This is a genomic window from Photobacterium sp. GB-1 (genome assembly GCF_003026165.1).
Taxonomy (GTDB): domain Bacteria; phylum Pseudomonadota; class Gammaproteobacteria; order Enterobacterales; family Vibrionaceae; genus Photobacterium.
Genome location: NZ_PYOB01000001.1, coordinates 378460 through 398467, shown reverse-complemented (window position 1 = coordinate 398467; position 20008 = coordinate 378460). Strand labels below are relative to the sequence as shown.

The following is a 20008-nucleotide window of genomic DNA, read 5'->3' as shown; positions in this document are numbered from 1 at the left end:
TTATCTTAAAAATAACACCTAACAATTTCCAATGGAGTAGAGATGAGCGAGCAAGTAGTTGATAAAAATAAGGAAACTCGTGGTTTTCAGTCGGAAGTAAAACAATTACTTCACCTAATGATCCATTCACTTTACTCGAATAAAGAGATTTTCTTACGTGAATTGATCTCAAATGCGTCTGATGCGGCAGATAAGCTACGTTTTAAAGCCTTATCACAGTCTGATTTGTATGGTGACGATTCTAACCTATGCGTTAAGTTATCAATCAATGAGCAAGCGGGTACATTAACTATTAGTGATAATGGTATTGGTATGACTCGTGAGCAGGCGATTGAGCATTTAGGCACAATTGCTAAATCAGGTACGAAAGAGTTCTTCTCTCAGCTAAAAGAAGATGAAAGTAAAGATTCGCAATTAATTGGTCAGTTTGGTGTGGGTTTTTACTCAGCATTCATTGTGGCAGATTCGGTAACGGTTAATACACGTGCAGCTGATGTTGCGGCTGATGAAGCGGTAAGTTGGCAGTCTGCTGGTGAAGGTGATTACAGTATTGAAACTATCACTAAAGCGAATCGTGGTACTGATATTATCTTGCATCTACGTGAAGATGATAAAGAGTTTTTAAATGAGTATCGCTTACGTGAAATCGTGGGTAAGTATTCAGACCATATTGGTATTCCTGTTCTTATTCAAACCGAAGAAAAAGACGAAGAAGGTAAAGTAACAGGAACAAAGTGGGATCAGATCAATAAGGCCCAAGCATTGTGGACACGTAATAAGTCCGATATCAGTGAGGAAGAATATAAAGAATTCTACAATCACGTTGCGCATGATTACGCAGAGCCTTTGGTATGGTCACATAACCGCGTTGAAGGTAAGCAAGATTACACTAGTCTGCTTTACATCCCGTCGACGGCACCTTGGGATCTGAATAATCGTGATGGTCAGCATGGCTTAAAACTGTATGTACAACGTGTATTTATTATGGATGATGCACAGCAGTTTATGCCGACATACCTTCGCTTCGTGCGCGGCTTAATTGATTCAAACGATCTGCCACTGAACGTATCGCGCGAAATTCTACAAGATAACAAGGTAACTCAAGCGCTACGTAAAGCGTGTACCAAGCGTGTGTTGCAAATGCTTGAGCGTATGGCGAAAAATGATGCTGAGAAGTATCAGACGTTCTGGAAAGCGTTTGGTCAGGTATTAAAAGAAGGGTTAGCTGAAGATTTTGCGAATCGTGACAAAATTGCCAACTTGCTACGCTTTAGCTCAACAGAAAATGACTCACAAGAGCAAACAGTATCGCTTGCCGATTACGTGAGCCGCATGAAAGAAAACCAAGATAAGATTTATTATCTAACCGCAGATAATTTTAATGCAGCGAAACATAGCCCACACCTAGAGCAATTCCGTGCTAAAGGGTTGGAAGTGATTTTGATGTACGATCGTATTGATGAGTACCTAATGGGCCACTTGCCAGAATTTGAAGGCAAGCAGTTCCAAGCGATTACTAAATCTGATCTTGACCTTTCAAGCTTTGACGATGAAGCAGTGAAAGAGAAGCAAAAAGAGACGGAAAAAGAGTTTGCTTCAGTGACTGAGCGAACAAAAGGTTACTTAGGCACACGTGTAAAAGATGTACGTGCAACGTTCAAACTTCATGACACACCAGCAGTTGTTGTGACAGATGAAAACGAAATGGGTACCCAAATGGCGAAACTGCTAGCAGCAGCGGGTCATGATGCGCCAGAGGTTCAATACATTTTTGAATTAAACCCTGAGCATGCATTGGTTAAGAAAATGGCAGATGAAGCAGATGAAGAAGTGTTTGGTCGTTGGGTTGAATTCTTGCTCGGTGAAGCGATGTTAGCTGAACGCGGTACAATGGAAGATCCTTCTCAGTTCCTTGCTGCAATTAACAAGTTGCTGATTAAATAACCAAATAACTTGCTTGTATCAAATACTATTCTGATAAAGCATGTAAACCAAGCCCAGTCATTGTACTGGGCTTGCGAGTCTCGCTTATTCAGTGTATTTTCACTTTTTTGCAAAAATTCCACTCTATTAAAGGGGATCACAATGCGCATCATTCTTCTGGGCGCTCCAGGTGCAGGTAAAGGTACTCAAGCTCAATTCATCATGGAAAAGTTTGGTATTCCTCAAATTTCAACTGGTGACATGCTACGTGCAGCTATCAAAGCGGGTACTGAACTAGGCAAGCAAGCGAAATCAGTGATCGATGCAGGTCAATTGGTATCTGACGATATCATCCTTGGTCTTGTAAAAGAGCGTATTGCGGCAGATGATTGCGCAAAAGGCTTCCTACTAGATGGTTTCCCACGCACAATTCCTCAAGCTGATGGTCTAAAAGAAAACGGTGTTAACGTTGATTACGTTATCGAGTTTGATGTGGCTGACGATGTGATCGTTGAGCGTATGGCGGGTCGTCGTGCTCACCTTCCTTCTGGTCGTACTTACCACGCTGTTTACAACCCACCAAAGGTTGAAGGTAAAGATGACGTAACAGGTGAAGATCTTGTTATCCGTGAAGACGACAAAGAAGAAACAGTTCGTGCACGTCTAAATGTTTACCACACACAAACTGCACCTCTTATCGAGTACTATGGTAAAGAAGCGGCAGCGGGTAACACGAAATACCTTAAGTTTGATGGTACACTTCCTGTTGCTGAAGTGAGCGCTGAGCTAGAAAAAGCATTAGCTTAATATTGATATAGGCTGTTTTAGATAGCTTGTAACAATGAAAAAAACGGGCTTACCTATTGGTATAGTCCGTTTTTTTATGGTTTAAATAGGGGTTAATAAAGGCGGGATACGTCTTTTTCTGATCAAAGTGATCTAAAAGCGATCAGCCTTCGTTTAGCTTCGGTTGCATGATTAATATTTTTTGATCAGAAAGCTTGGTTTAGGACAGATAAGAGCGAAAACCGATGAATAAAGACAATAAAAAATACGGTGTATTGTTAGTTAACTTAGGTACGCCTGATGCACCGACGGCGGCTGGGGTGAAACAATTTCTATCTCAATTTTTACACGATCACCGTGTCGTCGATATGACTCGCTGGTTATGGTGCCCCATTTTACACGGCGTAATTTTGCCGATTCGCTCACCGAAAGTTGCTAAATTATATCAATCTGTTTGGATGGAAGATGGCTCACCATTGATGGTGTATTCAAAACGCCAACAAAAAGCATTAACAGAGATACTTCAAGTCCCAGTTGAACTGGGTATGACTTATGGTAACCCGAGTACTCAGGCTGGTTTGGAGCGTCTAAAGCAGCAAGGTTGTGATAAGGTTTTAGTTTTACCGTTATATCCTCAGTATTCAGGTACTACCACAGCTGCTGTATTTGATCGTATTGCGAAAGACTTAAAGTCCATATCGTATATCCCAGAGTTGCGCTTTATTAATCATTATTACGATCACCCTGATTATATTTCAGCGTTAGCCGAGACGGCTAAAACGGTGTGGGCAGAAAAAGGCGAGCCTGATTACTTATTATGTTCATACCACGGTATTCCTAAACGTTATGCTGATAATGGCGATCCGTATCCCGATCATTGTAATGGTACAACGGAGCTATTAGCGAAGATGCTTGAGATGCCGCGTGAAAAAATGAGCATGAGCTATCAGTCTATTTTTGGACGTGAAGAATGGTTAAAACCGTATACGGAAGGCACGATAAAATCATTGGCTGAGAAAGGCGTAAAACGCCTTGATGTTATGTGTCCTGCGTTCTCTGTTGATTGTTTAGAAACCCTTGAAGAAATTGCAGAGCAGTGCAAAGAAGTGTTCATTGAAGCGGGTGGGGTAGAATTTAATTTGATCCCTTGCCTTAATGATAGCCAGGCACATATTACAATGATGGAAAACTTGGTGAAACAACATGTTCAAGGTTGGGAATAGTCAGTTTTTATTCTGTAACTTACATTGACGATAACGTTTACGCTCTCATTTGCGTTGATATATCTCAAAACCAATGAGAGCTTTTGCTTTTATGTTCTATATTCTGTGATAGAATTCGCAAAATTTACAACTTGATAGCGCATAGACATGAAATTTCCAGGCCAACGAAAATCTAAGCATTACTTTCCGGTACATGCTCGCGATCCACTTTTAAGTCAAACGAAACAAGAGAAGCGTCTAGCACGTACTCATGTTGTAGGTATTGACCAAACATTGGTAGATATTGAAGCTTATGTGGATGATGAATTCCTGGAACGCTATGAGTTAAGTAAAGGCCATTCGTTGGTTATTACTGATGAAAAAGCAGAAGCGCTATATCAAGAGCTAAAAGAGAACAACCTTGTTACTCACGAGTTTGCTGGTGGCACGATTGGTAATACGCTACACAACTATTCTGTGTTAGCGGATGATAAATCTGTTCTTTTAGGCGTGATGAGTAAAGACATTGAGATCGGTAGCTACGCGTACCGTTACCTTTGTAATACATCAAGTCGTATGGATATGAACTACCTTCAACCTGTTGACGGTCCTATTGGTCGTTGTTTTGCTCTTATTTCAAAAGACGGTGAACGTACCTTCGCTATCAACGAAGGTAAGATGAACCAACTTGAACCTGATAGCATTCCTGAACATGTGTTTGAAAATGCGTCTGCACTTGTGTTAACGGCGTATTTAGTGCGTTGTAAGCCTGGCGATCCTATGCCAGCGGCAACAATGCGCGCCATTGAATATGCGAAAAAATACGATGTACCCGTGGTATTAACATTAGGTACAAAGTTCGTTATTCAAGACGATCCACAATGGTGGCGCGACTTCCTTCGTGATCATGTAACAGTTGTTGCAATGAATGAAGATGAAGGTGAAGCGTTAACTGGTGAGTCTGATCCGCTTGTAGCAGCTGATAAAGCATTAGAATGGGTTGATCTTGTTCTTTGTACTGCAGGCCCTGTAGGTTTATATACCGCAGGTTACACTGATGATAACGCTAAGCGTGAAACAAGTTTACCGTTACTTCCAGGTGATATTGCTGAGTTTAACCGCTATGAATTTAGCCGACCAATGCTTAAAACGGCGTGTGAGAATCCAATTAAGGCGTATTCACATATTGCTCCTTATATGGGCGGTCCTGAGCGTATTAAGAATACTAACGGTGCTGGTGATGGTGCACTTTCAGCATTACTGCATGATATGTCTGCAAACCGCTACCATAAAGAAAACGTGCCGAACTCGAGTAAGCACCAACATTCTTTCCTAACTTATTCATCGTTCTCACAGGTTTGTTTATATTCAAACCGTGTAAGCTACGAAGTCTTGGCTCAGTATTCTCCACGTTTATCTCGTGGTCTGCCAGAGCGTGAAGATAGTTTGGAAGAAGCATACTGGGAACGTTAAGTTTCATATAGATATAAAAAAACCGCCAACACATTTTCGTGCTTGGCGGTTTTTTATTAGCTGCAGTTTAGAGCAAACTTATTTTTTATAAGCTTCGTTATGTACAGCTGCTACTGCACGACCTGATGGGTCTGCTGCGTTCTTAAAGCTCTCATCCCATTCAATCGCTTTTGCACTTGAACAAGCAATCGATGGACCACCCGGTACACATTTTGCCGCACTTTCTAGCGGGAACAACTCTTCAAAGATCTCACGGTATGCGTAACCTTCTTTGGTTGTTGGTGTGTTGTAAGGGAAGCGGTAAGCCGCTGTTTCAAGCTGTTGATCCGTTACTTTTTCTTCAGCCACTTCTTTTAGCGTATCAATCCAGCTGTAACCTACACCATCAGAGAACTGCTCTTTTTGACGCCATGCGATAGATTCTGGTAAGTAGTGCTCAAAACACTCACGTAAGATGTGTTTTTCCATCTTACCGTTACCACACATTTTATCTTCAGGGTTCAGACGCATTGCCACATCGATAAATTCTTTATCTAGGAATGGTACTCGGCCTTCAACACCCCATGCCGCTAACGATTTGTTTGCTCGTGCACAGTCAAACATGTTCAGAGCAAGCAATTTACGTACAGTTTCTTCATGGAACTCTTTCGCGTTCGGTGCTTTATGGAAGTATAAGTAGCCACCAAAGATTTCATCTGCACCTTCACCAGAAAGTACCATCTTGATACCCATTGCCTTGATTTTACGACCCATTAGGAACATTGGGGTAGAAGCACGAATGGTTGTCACATCGTAAGTTTCAATGTGATAAATCACATCACGGATAGCATCTAGACCTTCTTGAATCGTGTAAGTCATTTCATGGTGAACGGTACCAATTTTATCTGCAACTTCACGCGCTGCTTTTAAATCAGGTGCACCTTCAAGACCCACGGCAAAAGAGTGAAGTTGAGGCCACCATGCTTCAGATTGGTCATTATCCTCAATACGCATTGCAGCAAAGCGTTTTGCCACAGCTGATGTAATTGATGAATCTAAACCACCTGATAGTAGTACACCGTAAGGTACATCTGTCATTAACTGACGCTTAATAGCGGCTTCTAATGCTTCAGTTAATTCTTCTTTGCTGGTTGAGTTACCTTGTACGGCTGCGTATTCATTCCAATCACGGGTGTAATACCGTTGTGGCTCGGCATCAGCACTACCGTAGTAACAACCAGGAGGGAATTCACTCACTGTTTTACACACAGGTACCAGCGCTTTCATTTCTGATGCAACATAGTAGTTACCGTTTTCGTCAAAGCCTTGGTACAACGGAATAATACCAATGTGATCACGACCTACAAGGTAAGTATCTTTTTCTTCATCGTACAGTACAAAGGCGAAAATACCGTTAAGCTCTTCAAGTAACTCTTCGCCCATATCTTGGTATAGCGCAAGAATAACTTCACAATCTGAATCTGTTTGGAAATCGTATTTACCTTCATAGCGAGCACGGATTTCTTTGTGGTTGTAGATTTCACCGTTAACCGCAAGAATTAATTTTTTATCTGGGCTATATAGCGGTTGTGCACCACTGTTTAAGCCAACAATCGCTAGACGCTCATGCGCAAGAATGGCATGTTCTGATGCATAAATACCTGACCAGTCTGGGCCGCGGTGACGAAGCTTTTTCGACATTTCTAATGCGATAGGACGCAATGCTGCTGCGTCGCTTTTAATGTCTAGGATCCCAAATACAGAACACATAGTAATACCACTCCAACGTTATCTTTTTATATCCATAAATCTTAGAAACACAGATGTAACCGAAAGGTTTATATAATGAAAATAAAACTTTTTATTTATGTGCGTTTCTCTTTGATTGTTAAAATTGCGTATTCTGAAGTAAATTGCAATAAAAAATCTTCAATCGATTAAAATAAAACGCCTTAGGTGAATATCATTCAGTAAAAGCGCCTTTAACTGAATTAAATCTAATTTGTTTGGCTTTTTGTTTAAAAAAAATAAACAGTAGTTGTTACCACTGTTTATTTTTTGCTGCGAAATAAGGGGGCGTACTTATAGGATTATGATTTGATTGCTGTTATGTCTGGCTTTAAGTGATCACATACATTACGAGCAAAACCACTGCCAGCCTCATTGAAGATGTTGAAGACGGCATCAATACCTTGTTCATACAGTAACTCTTCATCATCATTGTACTGAGCAATTGCTGCTATTTTACCTTGGAAATGACGAGCTTTAATTTGCTCCAAGGCATAAACATTCGCCTGACTATGAGGCATTGCTAATAAAATAAGTGTTATACGTTCTTTGCTGATCACCCGCGCCCAAAAATCAGGATCAGTCGCATCGCCTTGAATAACATTACGTCCTTCTTTGCGTTGCTTCTCTGCGGATTCCTCTCGGGTTTCAACGCCTATGATTTGCTTGCCGTAACGTGCTTGTAACTCATCATATGCCCCCGTGCCTATTCGACCCATACCAAGAATTAACACTTTTGATTGTCCAAGATCGATCAGTTTGTCATCGGCGTTGAGTTTTTCTGGTTCAAATTCTTTTAGCCATTTTGATGCTTCTGTATAAAGTTTATGGCTCACGCTGTTGAGAGGGGCTGCGAGCAAAAATGAAAAAGAAACGGCAATAGCGATAGCCACTAAAAAAGTACCCGGTAATAGTCCTAGCTTATAAGCCACACCACCGACAATTAAACCAAACTCGCTGTAATTAAATAGTGTTAACGTCGCGAGCATTGAGGTACGGACACGGTAACGACACAAATGGAATATGCCGTAATACAACATGCCTTTAAGCGGTAATAAGAGTAGTAAAACAAATGCCATCAGTAACCCATTAAGCGTCGGGGTTTCTGACAGGCCAATATTTAAGAAAAAGCAAACAAGTAACAGCTCTTTAAAGTTAAAGAGTGATTTTGCCATTTCAGAAGACTTACTGTGTCCTGCCATTAGCATCCCGATCAATAGCGCACCCAAATCAGGCTTCATACCAACCAGTTTAAATAACCCTGCACCGAGCACTAGCGCAAGAGTAATGGCATAGAGTACCAGTACTTCACCGTGACCTGCTTTGTCTAAGATCTTGTATAGGATAGGGCGAATTAACGGTAGGGCGAAAAGTCCAAGCGCATACACTTCTGGCATTTTTCCACTTGAGATAGTCAAGAATATAACGGCGAAGATATCTTGCATGACCAGAATACCGATAGAGACGGTACCGTACTTTGCATTTAACTCGCCTTTTTCTTGTAACAGCTTAATGGCAAATACTGTACTGGAAAAAGACAGCGCAAACCCGATAAGAATTAATTGGCTTAACGCCATGTCGCTGAACATGGTTAAACCAAGCTGTTTTAATACCAATAAACAGAGGGTAAATAAGGTTGTTGATAAGAGATTATGTAAGGTAGCACCACCCCAAACTTCTTTTTTAAGTAAGGACTTCACATCCAGCTTTAAACCAATGGTAAAAAGAAGCAGTGTTACCCCTAAGTTAGCTAAGGTTTCTAAAGTAGGTGTAGAAGTAAAGCCAAAACTGTTAAGACTAAAGCCTGCAACAAGAAAACCCACAAGAGGGGGGAGTTTGCAACGTAGAGCAATAAAACCAATGATAAAAGCGGTAAGTATGTAGATAAATTCCATATCTTGTACAACATCCTTGCAAGATAACAATCTGGAGAAATAGTGTGAAGCTGATGAGATTAGGGGCGTATTAAATCAATACGCCCCTTTGCTCTGAATTTATATGGTGCTGTGATTAGTCTTCTAATAGAAGCTGTAATAATACACCGTTTAACATGGCGCGTTTGATCATTGAAAATGCACCTATGGTCGGCTGGTTATAAAGCTCAGATGCAACAACCGGTAAGTCATGATGAAATCTTGAGAGTGATTGTGTTTCAACACAACGTCGAATCGCTGGAAAAACAATCTCTTGGGCATGAGTAATGTTACCCGCAAGAATGATTTTTTGAGGGTTGAACAAATTGATGGTCATCGCAAGAGCTTTGCCCAATTGATTTCCAACTTTTATCAACGCTTGGGTTGCTAACTCATCACCATCATTTGCCGCATTACAAATCGCAAGCATTGTTATATCTTCAAGCGCTTGTAATGAACTTGGATAGCCTTGGTCGAGCAAATGTTGAACATTTTTAACTATTGCGGGATCGGCTGCGACTGTTTCTAAACAACCAAAATTACCGCATTGGCATTTATCGCCTAAAGGATCGATTTGAATATGGCCGATCTCGCCCACGTTACGGTTAAAGCCCAAGAATACTTGACCATTAACAATAATACCGGCACCTGTACCGTTGTGAACACTGACTAGAATTGAGTCTTTACAATCGCGGCTTGCACCGAAGTAATGTTCAGCTAGCGCTAGGCCTCGAATATCATTACCGACAAAACAAATAACACCGAATTGTTTTTTAATAATGTCAGCTAATGGAAAGTCATCAATTTCAATATGTGGCATATATTCCACAATACCATGCTCAGGGTTCACTAAGCCGGGGAGCGTAATACCAAATGCAACCAATTCTTTCATTACATTTTGGTTATTACTGATGAAATTTTGGATATGCTCAAGTAAACCATCAATTAAGGCTTGTTGGCTGGTATAAGAAAATGGGTGAGCGGTACCTGTTATATGGTTACCACTTAAATCATAAAGGGTTATTTCAATGTAATTTCGACCAATACGCACCGCAATAGAATGAAATGCTGCTGATTCAGTTGTCAGCGATATTGCCCGTCTACCGCCGGTTGATGCTTGTTGCGCGACCTCTTTGATTAGGCCGCGCTCAAGTAGTTGGCGGGTTATTTTAGTAACACTGGCAGGAGCAAGCTGACTAACATCAGCCACCTGAATACGTGAAATAGGGCCCTGCAAGTCAATCAAGCGATAAACAGCTGCACTGTTTAGCTGTTTTACGAGATCAACATTACCAATTTGTCCGCCTGTCATAATTAGCTCTGTTTGTATTCACCATTAACAATTGTCGCCTGAACATGATAATCGCGATCAAACACAGTAAGATTTGCTACCATGCCTTTTCTTATAGCCCCAAGTTTCTTGTCTACACCAATAGCGCGAGCAGGATAAAGTGTGGCCATACGAATCGCTTCGTCCAAGGCGATACCTACATGTTCAACACTATTTTGAATTGCTTCAATCATTGTCAGTGCTGAACCACCAAGTGTGCCTTCTTCAGTTACACACATGCCGTTTCGGTAATATACCTTTGTCCCAGTAAAAAGAAAGCTATCGATGTTTGCACCTGCTGGAGCTGTGGCATCGGTCACTAAAACTAAACGCGTATTCTTCATTTTATGAGCCATGCGGATATTGGCATAGTCAACATGGAAACCGTCAGCAATAACGCCTGTATAGATTTCACTGCTATCGTAAATAGCGCCAACTAGACCTGGCGAACGACCTTCTACTGGACTCATCGCATTGAATAAATGCGTAGTAAAACTAATACCGAGATCGAAGCCTTGTCTTGCTTCTTCGTATGTCGCATTACTGTGTCCTGCCGATACGACAATACCTGAATCAATCAGTTTCTGAATATGCTCAGGTGAATTCAGTTCAGGTGCGAGAGTGACTTTAGTAATAACATCAGCATTATCACACAAGAACGCAATCATATCGTCACTCGCTGGACGAATGAAATCCGGGCGGTGAACCCCTTTCTTTACAACATTAATATAAGGGCCTTCTAGGTGTAGGCCTAATGCTTGATTGTGGTATTTTGCTTGATAGTCACGAATAGCTGAAACTGCACGTTTCATGTCTTCGTCGGGGGAGGTGATAAGCGTAGGGAGAAAGCTAGTACAACCTGATTTTAGGTTGGCTTGGTGCATAATATCAATGGCTTCGGCGGTGGTTTCATTGTTGAACATCACCCCTCCACAACCATTTAATTGTAAGTCAATAAAGCCAGGAGAGAGGTTTGCACCATGAAGATCGATAGTGTCGATGCCATCGAGTAAATGATTAATCGGGCAGATTGCATGAATGTTCACGCCGTCAATAATGACGGCGTGGTTATTCAGCACTTCGCTACCGGTAAAAATATTACAGTTGGTAAGCGCGTACATGAATATTCCTTAATAGGATTAAAGGTGGTTAATATTTTCCGCTTCTAGTTCTTGGAAGTACTTAACGGTCTTCACTTTTAGCTCTTGAGTTGATGGCTCATCACAAACAATCATTGATTTAGGATGTAGCTGCAGTGCAGATACTGTCCATAGGTGATTGACACTGCCTTCAACCGCAGCTTGTAGTGCCTGTGCTTTGTTGTGGCCAGTGATAAGGATCATGACTTCTTCAGAATCTAGTAATGTACCAACACCGATAGTTAGCGAGTACTTAGGTACTTGGTTGATATCGCCATCGAAGAAGCGAGAGTTAGCAATACGCGTTTCGTGCGTTAGTGTTTTGATTCGTGTACGAGATGCTAATGATGATGCTGGCTCATTGAAAGCAATGTGGCCGTCGTTGCCTACACCGCCCATGAATAGGTTGATTTTACCGTAAGATTTGATCTTATCTTCGTAACGTTGGCATTCAGCAACGTGATCTTCTGCGTTACCATCAAGAAGGTTAATGTTCTCTTCTTGGATGTCAACGTGGTTGAAGAAGTTGTTGTACATGAAGTTACGGTATGATTCTGGGTGATCTGCAGGCATGCCTACGTACTCATCCATGTTGAAAGTAACAACATGTTTAAAGCTTACTTCACCAGCTTGGTATAGCTCGATAAGACGTTTGTAAGTTGCAAGTGGTGTACCACCAGTTGGTAGACCCAATACAAATGGACGCTCAGCTGATGGTTCGAATTTATTGATACGATCTGCGATGTAGCGAGCTGACCATAAACCAACATCTTTAGCGTTATTTAGCGGGATTAGTCTCACGTTGATACCTCGTTGAAGAAAGTTAAAACAGGAAAAATCTTAGCGACATAGCGCCTTTGTTTCGAATGATAAAATAAGTTTTATGATCGAGCTAGCAAAATCACTCAGTTCTAACCTCCGTCGGTGATTGAGATCACAAATGATGAGCTTTTAATTTGCGGGGCGAAATTAATTTCTTAAACTGCGGATAACTTAATACGGATAGCTTATAAACAGTTATTTAATTACATCTAAGAAAACCATAGGGGGAACTAAGGGTGAATATTCTTGGATATTTTCAAAAAGTAGGTAAGGCATTAATGGTGCCAGTTGCAGTACTTCCTGCAGCGGCAATCTTAATGGGTATCGGTTACTGGATTGATCCGAACGGCTGGGGTGCAAACTCTGCATTAGCTGCTTTCTTGATCAAGGCTGGTGCGGCAATTATTGATAACATGTCTGTACTGTTTGCAGTGGGTGTTGCATACGGCATGTCTAAAGATAAAGATGGTGCAGCAGCACTTTCTGGTTTTGTAGGTTTCCTTGTGGTAACAACGCTTCTTGCACCGGGTGCAGTCGCGCAAATCCAAGGTATTGACCCAAGCGCAGTTCCAGCTGCATTTGGTAAAATCAATAACCAATTCGTAGGTATCTTAGTCGGTATCGTATCAGCTGAGTTGTACAACCGTTTCTCAAACGTAGAACTACACAAAGCACTAGCGTTCTTTAGTGGTAAGCGTTTAGTACCAATTCTAACATCTATTGCTGGTATCGTTATTGCAGGTATCTTGATGGTTGTTTGGCCATCAATTTACGGCGGTCTAGTACATTTTGGTGAAAGCATCCAAGGTATGGGTTCTGTAGGTGCGGGTCTATATGCATTCTTCAACCGTCTATTGATTCCTGTAGGTCTTCACCACGCACTAAACTCAGTATTCTGGTTTGACGTAGCAGGTATTAACGATATTCCTAACTTCCTAGGCGGCGCGAAATCAATCGCTGAAGGTACAGCAACTCCAGGTGTCACTGGTATGTACCAAGCTGGTTTCTTCCCAATCATGATGTTTGGTCTACCAGGTGCGGCACTTGCGATGTACCACACTGCGAAAGCGAAGAATAAAGAGCGCGTAGCATCTCTACTACTAGCTGCTGGTTTTGCATCATTCTTCACAGGTGTTACTGAGCCGCTAGAATTTGCATTCATGTTCCTAGCACCAGTACTGTACGTAATTCACGCAGCACTAGCGGGTCTATCTGTATACATCGCAGCATCTATGCAGTGGATTGCAGGTTTCGGTTTCTCTGCAGGTCTAGTTGATATGTTCTTGTCATCACGCAACCCACTAGCTGTTCAGTGGTATATGCTGATTGTTCAAGGTATTGCATTCTTCTTCATCTACTACTTTGTATTCCGCTTCGCGATTGTTAAGTTCAACCTTAAAACGCCTGGCCGTGAAGACGACGAAGAAGAGACTTCATCAGTTGCAGGTTCTGCAGAAACTAGCGAGCTAGCGAAGCAGTACTTAAAAGCACTGGGTGGTCACGGTAACCTAGAGAACATTGATGCTTGTATTACACGTCTACGCCTAACGCTAAAAGACAGCAGTCTTGCTAACGAGAAAACGTTAAAAGCACTAGGTGCGATGGGTGTAGTTAAACTAGGTTCAAATAACCTTCAGGTTATCCTTGGCCCTCTAGCTGAAATTGTTGCTGGCGAAATGAAGAAAATCCCAGCGTCAGAAGATCTATCTTCTGTAAAACTTCCATAATTACCTGAATTCTTCAGTAATTAAGTAATACCGCAAGACCTTTAATAAAACCGGCCTTATTATTTTCAAACATGGAATGATAGGGCCGGCATTTTGAGTACCCAACGTTTGGGCTCGTATTGATTTTCTCTTCACTTTTTTAGAAGAGATATCGGGAGAAAGGAATATATCATGACTATTAAACTTACGGCGTTAGCATCTTTTATTGCATTAGCGGTGACGGGTTGTGCAAGTAAAGGAAACAATGATCAAACTGTAGTAAATAACCTAGCGTCAAACCTAGATCTTAACTACGAAGTCGCTATTCAGCACGGTGCAGAAGAAGGCTTGCCATGTAAAACACTGGGTGCGGAATGGGCATCATGTGATTTGATTAATTTAACGCTGGAAAATAAAGGTCCAGCGGTGACGAATAAAGATTGGAAAATTTACTTCAGCAGTATTCGTCAAATCCTAGAAGTGCAGAATGATCAATTCAAAGTTACTCATGTAACAGGTGATCTACACACACTAGAGCCAACAGATAAGTTCGATGGTTTTGCTGAAGGTGAAAAGGTTGTTATCCCTTACATCGGTGAATATTGGACTTTATTTGAAAATGATTACATGCCTCGTGCATATGTAACAGCAGGTAATGCAGAACCAAAAACAATTGTTAGCACAGATACAGCTAACCCTGCAGATTACTTAACGCCATTAAAAGGCGATCAATTTAAGCGTGTTAAAGCGGATAATAACGTATTAGCGACACCAGAAACACGTTTTGAGAAAAACAGCGATGTAAACTTAGTGGCTTCTGAAGAAGTAGCTGGCACTATTTTACCTACACCGCTAAGTACTAAATTAACTGGCGATACTGTTTCTCTAGCTAACGGTATTAAGATCGACAACCTAACGCTACCTGCTGACATGATGGCTGCAGTAGAGGCTCGTTTAGCACAGCTTGGTGTGAACGCGCAGGGTGAATACCCAGTAAAAGTAACAATTTTACCGGGTTCGTTTAAGAAGGATCAGCAAATTGTTGGTGCTTATAAGCTAGACGTAACTAAGAAGGGCGCCACCGTTACTGGTTTTGATAACCAAGGTGCGTTCTACGGTATGCAGTCTCTGATCTCACTGATGTCTACCGGTGCAGATAACAGCATTCCAACATTAAATGTATTGGACGCACCACGTTTTGATTATCGTGGTGTAATGGTTGATGTGGGTCGTAACTTCCACTCTAAAGAAGCGATCCTACGTACGCTAGATCAAATGGCAGCGTACAAGATGAACAAATTCCACTTCCACCTATCTGATGATGAAGGTTGGCGTATCGAAATTCCGGGTCTTCCAGAATTGACAGAAATCGGTGGTAAGCGTTGTCATGATTTATCAGAAACAAGCTGTCTTCTTCCTCAACTAGGCTCAGGCCCAACATCTGAGAACGATGGTTCAGGTTTCTACAGCAAGCAAGATTACTTAGATATTCTAAAATATGCGAAAGCACGTGGTATCGAAGTGATCCCTGAAATTGATATGCCAGCTCACGCGCGTGCAGCGGTGGTAGCAATGGAAGCGCGTTACAAGCGTCTAGCTGCTGAAGGCAAGATGGATGAAGCGAATGAATATCGCTTGATGGATCCACAAGATACGTCAAACGTAACGACAGTACAGTTCTACGATAAGCGTAGTTTTATTAACCCATGTATGGATTCGTCAGCAAAGTTTGTTGATAAAGTCATTACTGAAATTCAAGCAATGCATAAAGACGCGGGCATGCCGCTAAATACATGGCATTTCGGTGGTGATGAAGCGAAGAACATCAAGTTAAATGCAGGCTTCCAAGATATTAACGCTGCAGAGCAAACAGCTTGGACGGGTTCAATTGATCAATCTAAGCAAGATAAGCCATACCAAAAATCACCAATGTGTCAGAAATTGATCGCAGAAGGTGTGGTAAGTGATTACGATCGTCTACCAAGCTACTTTGCTGAGCGTGTAAGTGCTGTGGTTAATAGCAAGGGTATTGAGAATTTCCAAGCATGGCAAGATGGCTTGAAGTACTCGAAAGATGCGAAAGCATTTGACACAGATAACGTACGTGTGAACTTCTGGGATGTTCTATACTGGGGCGGTGGTGCATCTGCATACGAGTGGGCTAACAAAGGCTATGATGTTGTAGTATCAAACCCAGATTACGTATACATGGATATGCCATATGAAGTAGATCCATCAGAGCGCGGTTACTACTGGGCAACACGTGCAACAGATACACGTAAGATGTTTGGTTTTGCACCTGCAAACTTACCTCAGAACGCAGAAACATCACTCGATCGTGATGGCAATGGCTTTGCAAGTAAAGGTACGGTTGAATCGAAAGGCTTCCACGGTCTGTCTGCTCAGCTTTGGAGTGAAACTGTAGGTAACGATGATCAATACGAGTACATGGTATTCCCTCGCGTACTAGCAGCAGCTGAGCGTGCATGGCACAAAGGTGAGTGGGAAAATGAGTACCAAGCAGGTGTTGAATACTCACAAGACTCAAACCTTGTGGACAAGAAAGCCCTTCACAACGAGTGGGAGCGTTTTGCTAACGTTCTTGGTCAACGTGAACTAGCTAAACTTGATGCGGCAGGTATTCAGTACCGTGTACCAGTACCTGGTGCAAAAATTGAAAATGGTAAACTTGCAATGAACGTAAGTATGCCTGGCTTAGCACTACAATACTCAACGGACGAAGGCAAAACGTGGAACACTTACAATGCGAAAGCACAACCAAGTGTATCGGGTAAAGTTGAAATCCGTGCAGTAAGCGCAGACGGTAAACGTTTCAGCCGTGTAACATCATTATAAGTTACGATGTAAACACGCTTTAACTGTTAAAATATCAGCCGGTGAAGGGAAACCTTCATCGGCTTTTTTTATTAAGTTAGGTAAAAATCATGGCTATCAAATTAATGGTCATGTTTTTAATGCGCCTAATTAGGGCATTAATGTATAGTGGTAGGATACAAACTCCGTTATTACGGGGCTTTTTTATCCATATCGACAAACAATGCATACTATTTGTTGAGTCATGAGCCATATTTATGGATCATATACAGTTCTCAATCCTGTAAGCACACGAGGTGTAATTGATGAGTGAATCTGAAGCTCGTCCAACTAACTTTATCCGCCAAATTATTGATGCGGATTTAGCAAGTGGCAAACATACAAGCGTACATACCCGATTCCCGCCGGAGCCGAATGGTTACCTGCATATCGGCCATGCTAAATCTATTTGTTTGAACTTCGGTATTGCTCAGGACTATCAGGGTCAATGTAATCTTCGTTTTGATGATACTAACCCTGAGAAAGAAGACATCGAATACGTTGAGTCTATTAAGAACGATGTTAACTGGTTGGGCTTTGAGTGGAGCGGTGATATTTGTTATTCATCAAACTACTTCGATAAGCTATACGGGTTCGCAATTGAATTAATTAATAAAGGCTTAGCGTACGTTGATGAGCTAAGTCCAGAGCAGATGCGTGAGTACCGTGGCACATTAACTGAGCCAGGTAAGCATAGCCCATACCGCGATCGTAGCGTTGAAGAAAACTTAGCTCTATTCGACAAAATGAAGAACGGTGAGGTTGAAGAAGGCAAAATGTGTCTTCGTGCGAAGATCGACATGGCATCACCATTTATGGTTATGCGCGATCCAGTGATCTACCGTGTACGTTTTGCGACTCACCATCAAACGGGTGATAAGTGGTGCATTTACCCAATGTACGACTTCACACACTGTATTTCTGATGCGCTAGAGGGCATTACGCACTCTATTTGTACCCTTGAGTTCATGGACAACCGTCGTCTATACGATTGGGTTCTTGAAAACATCACTATCGATTGTACACCGCATCAGTATGAGTTTAGCCGTCTAAACCTTGAATACACTGTGATGTCGAAGCGTAAGCTGAACCAACTTGTGACTGATAAATTGGTTAATGGTTGGGATGATCCACGTATGCCAACTATTTCTGGCCTGCGTCGTCGTGGTTTCACACCGGCATCTATGCGTGAGTTCTGTAAGCGTATCGGTGTGACTAAGCAAGACAACACTATCGAGATCAGCTCACTAGAATCTTGTATTCGTGACGATCTAAACGAAAACGCACCACGTGCAATGGCGGTTCTTGATCCTGTTAAAGTTGTGATTGAAAACTTTGATGGTGAGACAGAAATGCTTACTGTCGCTAATCATCCGAATCAACCTGAAATGGGTTCGCGTGAAGTGCCATTTAGCCGCGAGCTATACATTGAGCGTGAAGATTTCCGCGAAGAAGCGAATAAGAAATACAAGCGTTTAGTATTAGGTAAAGAAGTTCGCTTACGTGGCGCCTATGTGATTCAAGCGGATCGCATCGAAAAGGATGCGGAAGGTAATATCACCACAATTTTCTGTTCTTACGATAAAGATACATTAGGTAAGAACCCAGCAGATGGTCGTAAAGTAAAAGGTGTTATTCACTGGGTATCAGCAGAAGCGGGTATTCCAGCAGAAATTCGTTTATACGATCGCCTATTTACAGTACCAAACCCTGGTGCGGCAGATGATTTTGTATCAGTGATCAACCCTGACTCTCTAACAGTAGTTAACGGTTTCGTTGAACCATCATTGGTTGCTGCTGAAGCTGAAAAAGCTTACCAATTTGAGCGTATGGGTTACTTCTGTGCAGATAACAAAGACTCAAGCCCTGAGCATTTAGTCTTCAACCGCACAGTCGGCCTTCGTGATACTTGGGCGAAAATTGGCGACTAATTCAGTCTCTGATTTCAGCTAATAAAAACCGCATCGCTCTTGTGATGCGGTTTTTTATTAATAGCTATCTAAATCGATGATATAACATGGCTATTAATGTCCAGAGTTAATGACTTGCTCTGTAATATTCCCCGCAAGCTCAGCATTGCTTAATTTGAAGAAAATCATTTTGCCTGATTTTTGAATATCTTGGGTGTTGTATTTAAATTGACTAAATATATCTCCCCATTGATAGCGAACGAAAGTCTCACCTGATTGTAAATGCCTATTTACCGAATACTCTGTTGCGTAACCTGTCATTTTACCGTTAATAGGGCGGTTTGGCGCATCATGAGGAATACGAAACATCGTTGACTCGAGCTTTAAAATGCCATTGATGATGCTCGTTGGTTCTTTTAAGTGCTCTGAAAAATAGGTGGCATGAACGAAACGATCTTCAGGATTAGTGTTACCGCCAGTGCCTAAATTTGTTTGGCTCCATTGTTGATCTTGTTCGCCCCATCCACGTGCAGAACGTTTAATATTCGCAAGGTGTTGGGCATAACCAGGCTGATTTGTCATGACGGTATATTGTTTTCCATGCCAAATTTGAGGTTTGCCCTCACGCCATTCAATAATAGCGCTGTCGCCCGTTGGATCTTGGAAAGATAAATGCAGAGCAATGCGAACAGGAATTCCTTCAATAAATTCTTCGTTAGGGGCAAGTGCGGTGGCTGCTTTTACAACATCATTCACTGTTTTATGTTGCGACAACATATGGCGAAGGTAGGTAATTGCGCCATCGGTTTGTTTATTATTCCCTTTGCCGAGATCCATTCCACCATCATAAAGAATATTACCACTGAGCCCTTGTGAGTTAATACCATCCATTAGAATGCCGTAAGCAGTGATCCCCGTGACAGCAAATTTGGATGTAACAAGGTTCTTATTACTCAGGTGCGTTGTGTATTCTGAACCTTGAGGAAAGTTTGCTAAGTAAGGGTTTGTGGATTCAGACCAATCCATAGTACGAGAAACAAAGACACCATGATCTTCTGTTTGCCAAAGGATACGAGTACAAGCATTTGCGTTAGATATTAGGCTTGAAAGAGATAGGGTGGTGATTAATGCGAGTACTAATGGTTTTACTTTCATCTATAACA

The 20008-nt window shown here is 41.8% G+C and carries 13 protein-coding genes; 7 read left to right on the top strand and 6 right to left on the bottom strand.

Annotated elements, in window-relative coordinates:
* Nucleotides 1-42: 42 nt before the first annotated feature.
* From htpG to C9J45_RS01635, 4 genes are all read left to right on the top strand, one after another.
* Nucleotides 43-1944, top strand: coding sequence for a molecular chaperone HtpG (gene htpG, locus C9J45_RS01650; protein WP_107205557.1), 1902 nt, complete (start codon nt 43-45; stop codon nt 1942-1944).
* Nucleotides 1945-2085: 141 nt separating this feature from the next.
* Entirely contained in the window at nt 2086-2730 is a 645-nt protein-coding gene (gene adk / locus C9J45_RS01645; RefSeq protein WP_105060657.1) for an adenylate kinase, read from the top strand.
* Between the two features lie 224 nt (nt 2731-2954).
* Nucleotides 2955-3932, top strand: a complete 978-nt coding sequence (gene hemH / locus C9J45_RS01640) for a ferrochelatase (RefSeq protein ID WP_107205558.1) — start codon at nt 2955-2957, stop codon at nt 3930-3932.
* A 147-nt stretch (nt 3933-4079) separates the two neighbouring features.
* A complete protein-coding gene (locus tag C9J45_RS01635) occupies nt 4080-5384 on the top strand; it encodes an inosine/guanosine kinase (RefSeq protein WP_107205559.1) in 1305 nt (434 codons plus the stop codon).
* Nucleotides 5385-5462: 78 nt separating this feature from the next.
* Here the strand turns inward: C9J45_RS01635 and asnB are convergent, their stop codons facing one another.
* The 5 genes from asnB to nagB form a co-directional block, all read right to left on the bottom strand.
* The gene (gene asnB, locus C9J45_RS01630; protein ID WP_107205560.1) at nt 5463-7133 is read right to left on the bottom strand and encodes an asparagine synthase B; all 1671 of its coding nucleotides are present in this window, start codon (nt 7131-7133) and stop codon (nt 5463-5465) included.
* Between the two features lie 320 nt (nt 7134-7453).
* A complete protein-coding gene (locus C9J45_RS01625; protein ID WP_107245596.1) occupies nt 7454-9046 on the bottom strand; it encodes a cation:proton antiporter family protein in 1593 nt (530 codons plus the stop codon).
* Nucleotides 9047-9161: 115 nt separating this feature from the next.
* Entirely contained in the window at nt 9162-10376 is a 1215-nt protein-coding gene (locus tag C9J45_RS01620) for an ROK family protein (RefSeq protein WP_107205562.1), read from the bottom strand.
* 2 nt (nt 10377-10378) lie between these two features.
* Nucleotides 10379-11515, bottom strand: a complete 1137-nt coding sequence (gene nagA / locus C9J45_RS01615) for an N-acetylglucosamine-6-phosphate deacetylase (RefSeq protein ID WP_107205563.1) — start codon at nt 11513-11515, stop codon at nt 10379-10381.
* Between the two features lie 18 nt (nt 11516-11533).
* The gene (gene nagB / locus C9J45_RS01610; protein WP_107205564.1) at nt 11534-12334 is read right to left on the bottom strand and encodes a glucosamine-6-phosphate deaminase; all 801 of its coding nucleotides are present in this window, start codon (nt 12332-12334) and stop codon (nt 11534-11536) included.
* Between the two features lie 257 nt (nt 12335-12591).
* Here nagB and nagE point away from each other — a divergent pair, with 257 nt between their 5' ends.
* The 3 genes from nagE to glnS all read left to right on the top strand — a co-directional run bounded on the left by nagE (nt 12592) and on the right by glnS (nt 18866).
* Nucleotides 12592-14082, top strand: a complete 1491-nt coding sequence (gene nagE, locus C9J45_RS01605; RefSeq protein ID WP_107245595.1) for an N-acetylglucosamine-specific PTS transporter subunit IIBC — start codon at nt 12592-12594, stop codon at nt 14080-14082.
* A gap of 171 nt (nt 14083-14253) precedes the next feature.
* On the top strand, nt 14254-16917 hold the full coding sequence (locus tag C9J45_RS01600) for a beta-N-acetylhexosaminidase (protein ID WP_107259382.1): 2664 nt from the start codon (nt 14254-14256) through the stop codon (nt 16915-16917).
* A 284-nt stretch (nt 16918-17201) separates the two neighbouring features.
* The gene (gene glnS / locus C9J45_RS01595; protein ID WP_107205567.1) at nt 17202-18866 is read left to right on the top strand and encodes a glutamine--tRNA ligase; all 1665 of its coding nucleotides are present in this window, start codon (nt 17202-17204) and stop codon (nt 18864-18866) included.
* A gap of 93 nt (nt 18867-18959) precedes the next feature.
* Here the strand turns inward: glnS and C9J45_RS01590 are convergent, their stop codons facing one another.
* Nucleotides 18960-20000: a linear amide C-N hydrolase gene (locus C9J45_RS01590; protein WP_107245591.1), complete on the bottom strand. Its 1041-nt coding sequence runs from the start codon at nt 19998-20000 to the stop codon at nt 18960-18962.
* Between the last annotated feature and the right edge of the window lie 8 nt (nt 20001-20008).

Excerpts from the sequence above, each read along its gene's own strand:
- adk (WP_105060657.1), top strand. The coding sequence starts at position 2,086 with ATGCGCATCATTCTTCTGGGCGCTCCAGGTGCAGGTAAAGGTACTCAA.
- htpG (WP_107205557.1), top strand. The coding sequence starts at position 43 with ATGAGCGAGCAAGTAGTTGATAAAAATAAGGAAACTCGTGGTTTTCAG.
- C9J45_RS01620 (WP_107205562.1), bottom strand. The coding sequence starts at position 10,376 with ATGACAGGCGGACAAATTGGTAATGTTGATCTCGTAAAACAGCTAAAC.
- C9J45_RS01625 (WP_107245596.1), bottom strand. The coding sequence starts at position 9,046 with ATGGAATTTATCTACATACTTACCGCTTTTATCATTGGTTTTATTGCT.
- C9J45_RS01600 (WP_107259382.1), top strand. The coding sequence starts at position 14,254 with ATGACTATTAAACTTACGGCGTTAGCATCTTTTATTGCATTAGCGGTG.
- nagA (WP_107205563.1), bottom strand. The coding sequence starts at position 11,515 with ATGTACGCGCTTACCAACTGTAATATTTTTACCGGTAGCGAAGTGCTG.
- C9J45_RS01590 (WP_107245591.1), bottom strand. The coding sequence starts at position 20,000 with ATGAAAGTAAAACCATTAGTACTCGCATTAATCACCACCCTATCTCTT.
- asnB (WP_107205560.1), bottom strand. The coding sequence starts at position 7,133 with ATGTGTTCTGTATTTGGGATCCTAGACATTAAAAGCGACGCAGCAGCA.
- C9J45_RS01635 (WP_107205559.1), top strand. The coding sequence starts at position 4,080 with ATGAAATTTCCAGGCCAACGAAAATCTAAGCATTACTTTCCGGTACAT.
- glnS (WP_107205567.1), top strand. The coding sequence starts at position 17,202 with ATGAGTGAATCTGAAGCTCGTCCAACTAACTTTATCCGCCAAATTATT.
- hemH (WP_107205558.1), top strand. The coding sequence starts at position 2,955 with ATGAATAAAGACAATAAAAAATACGGTGTATTGTTAGTTAACTTAGGT.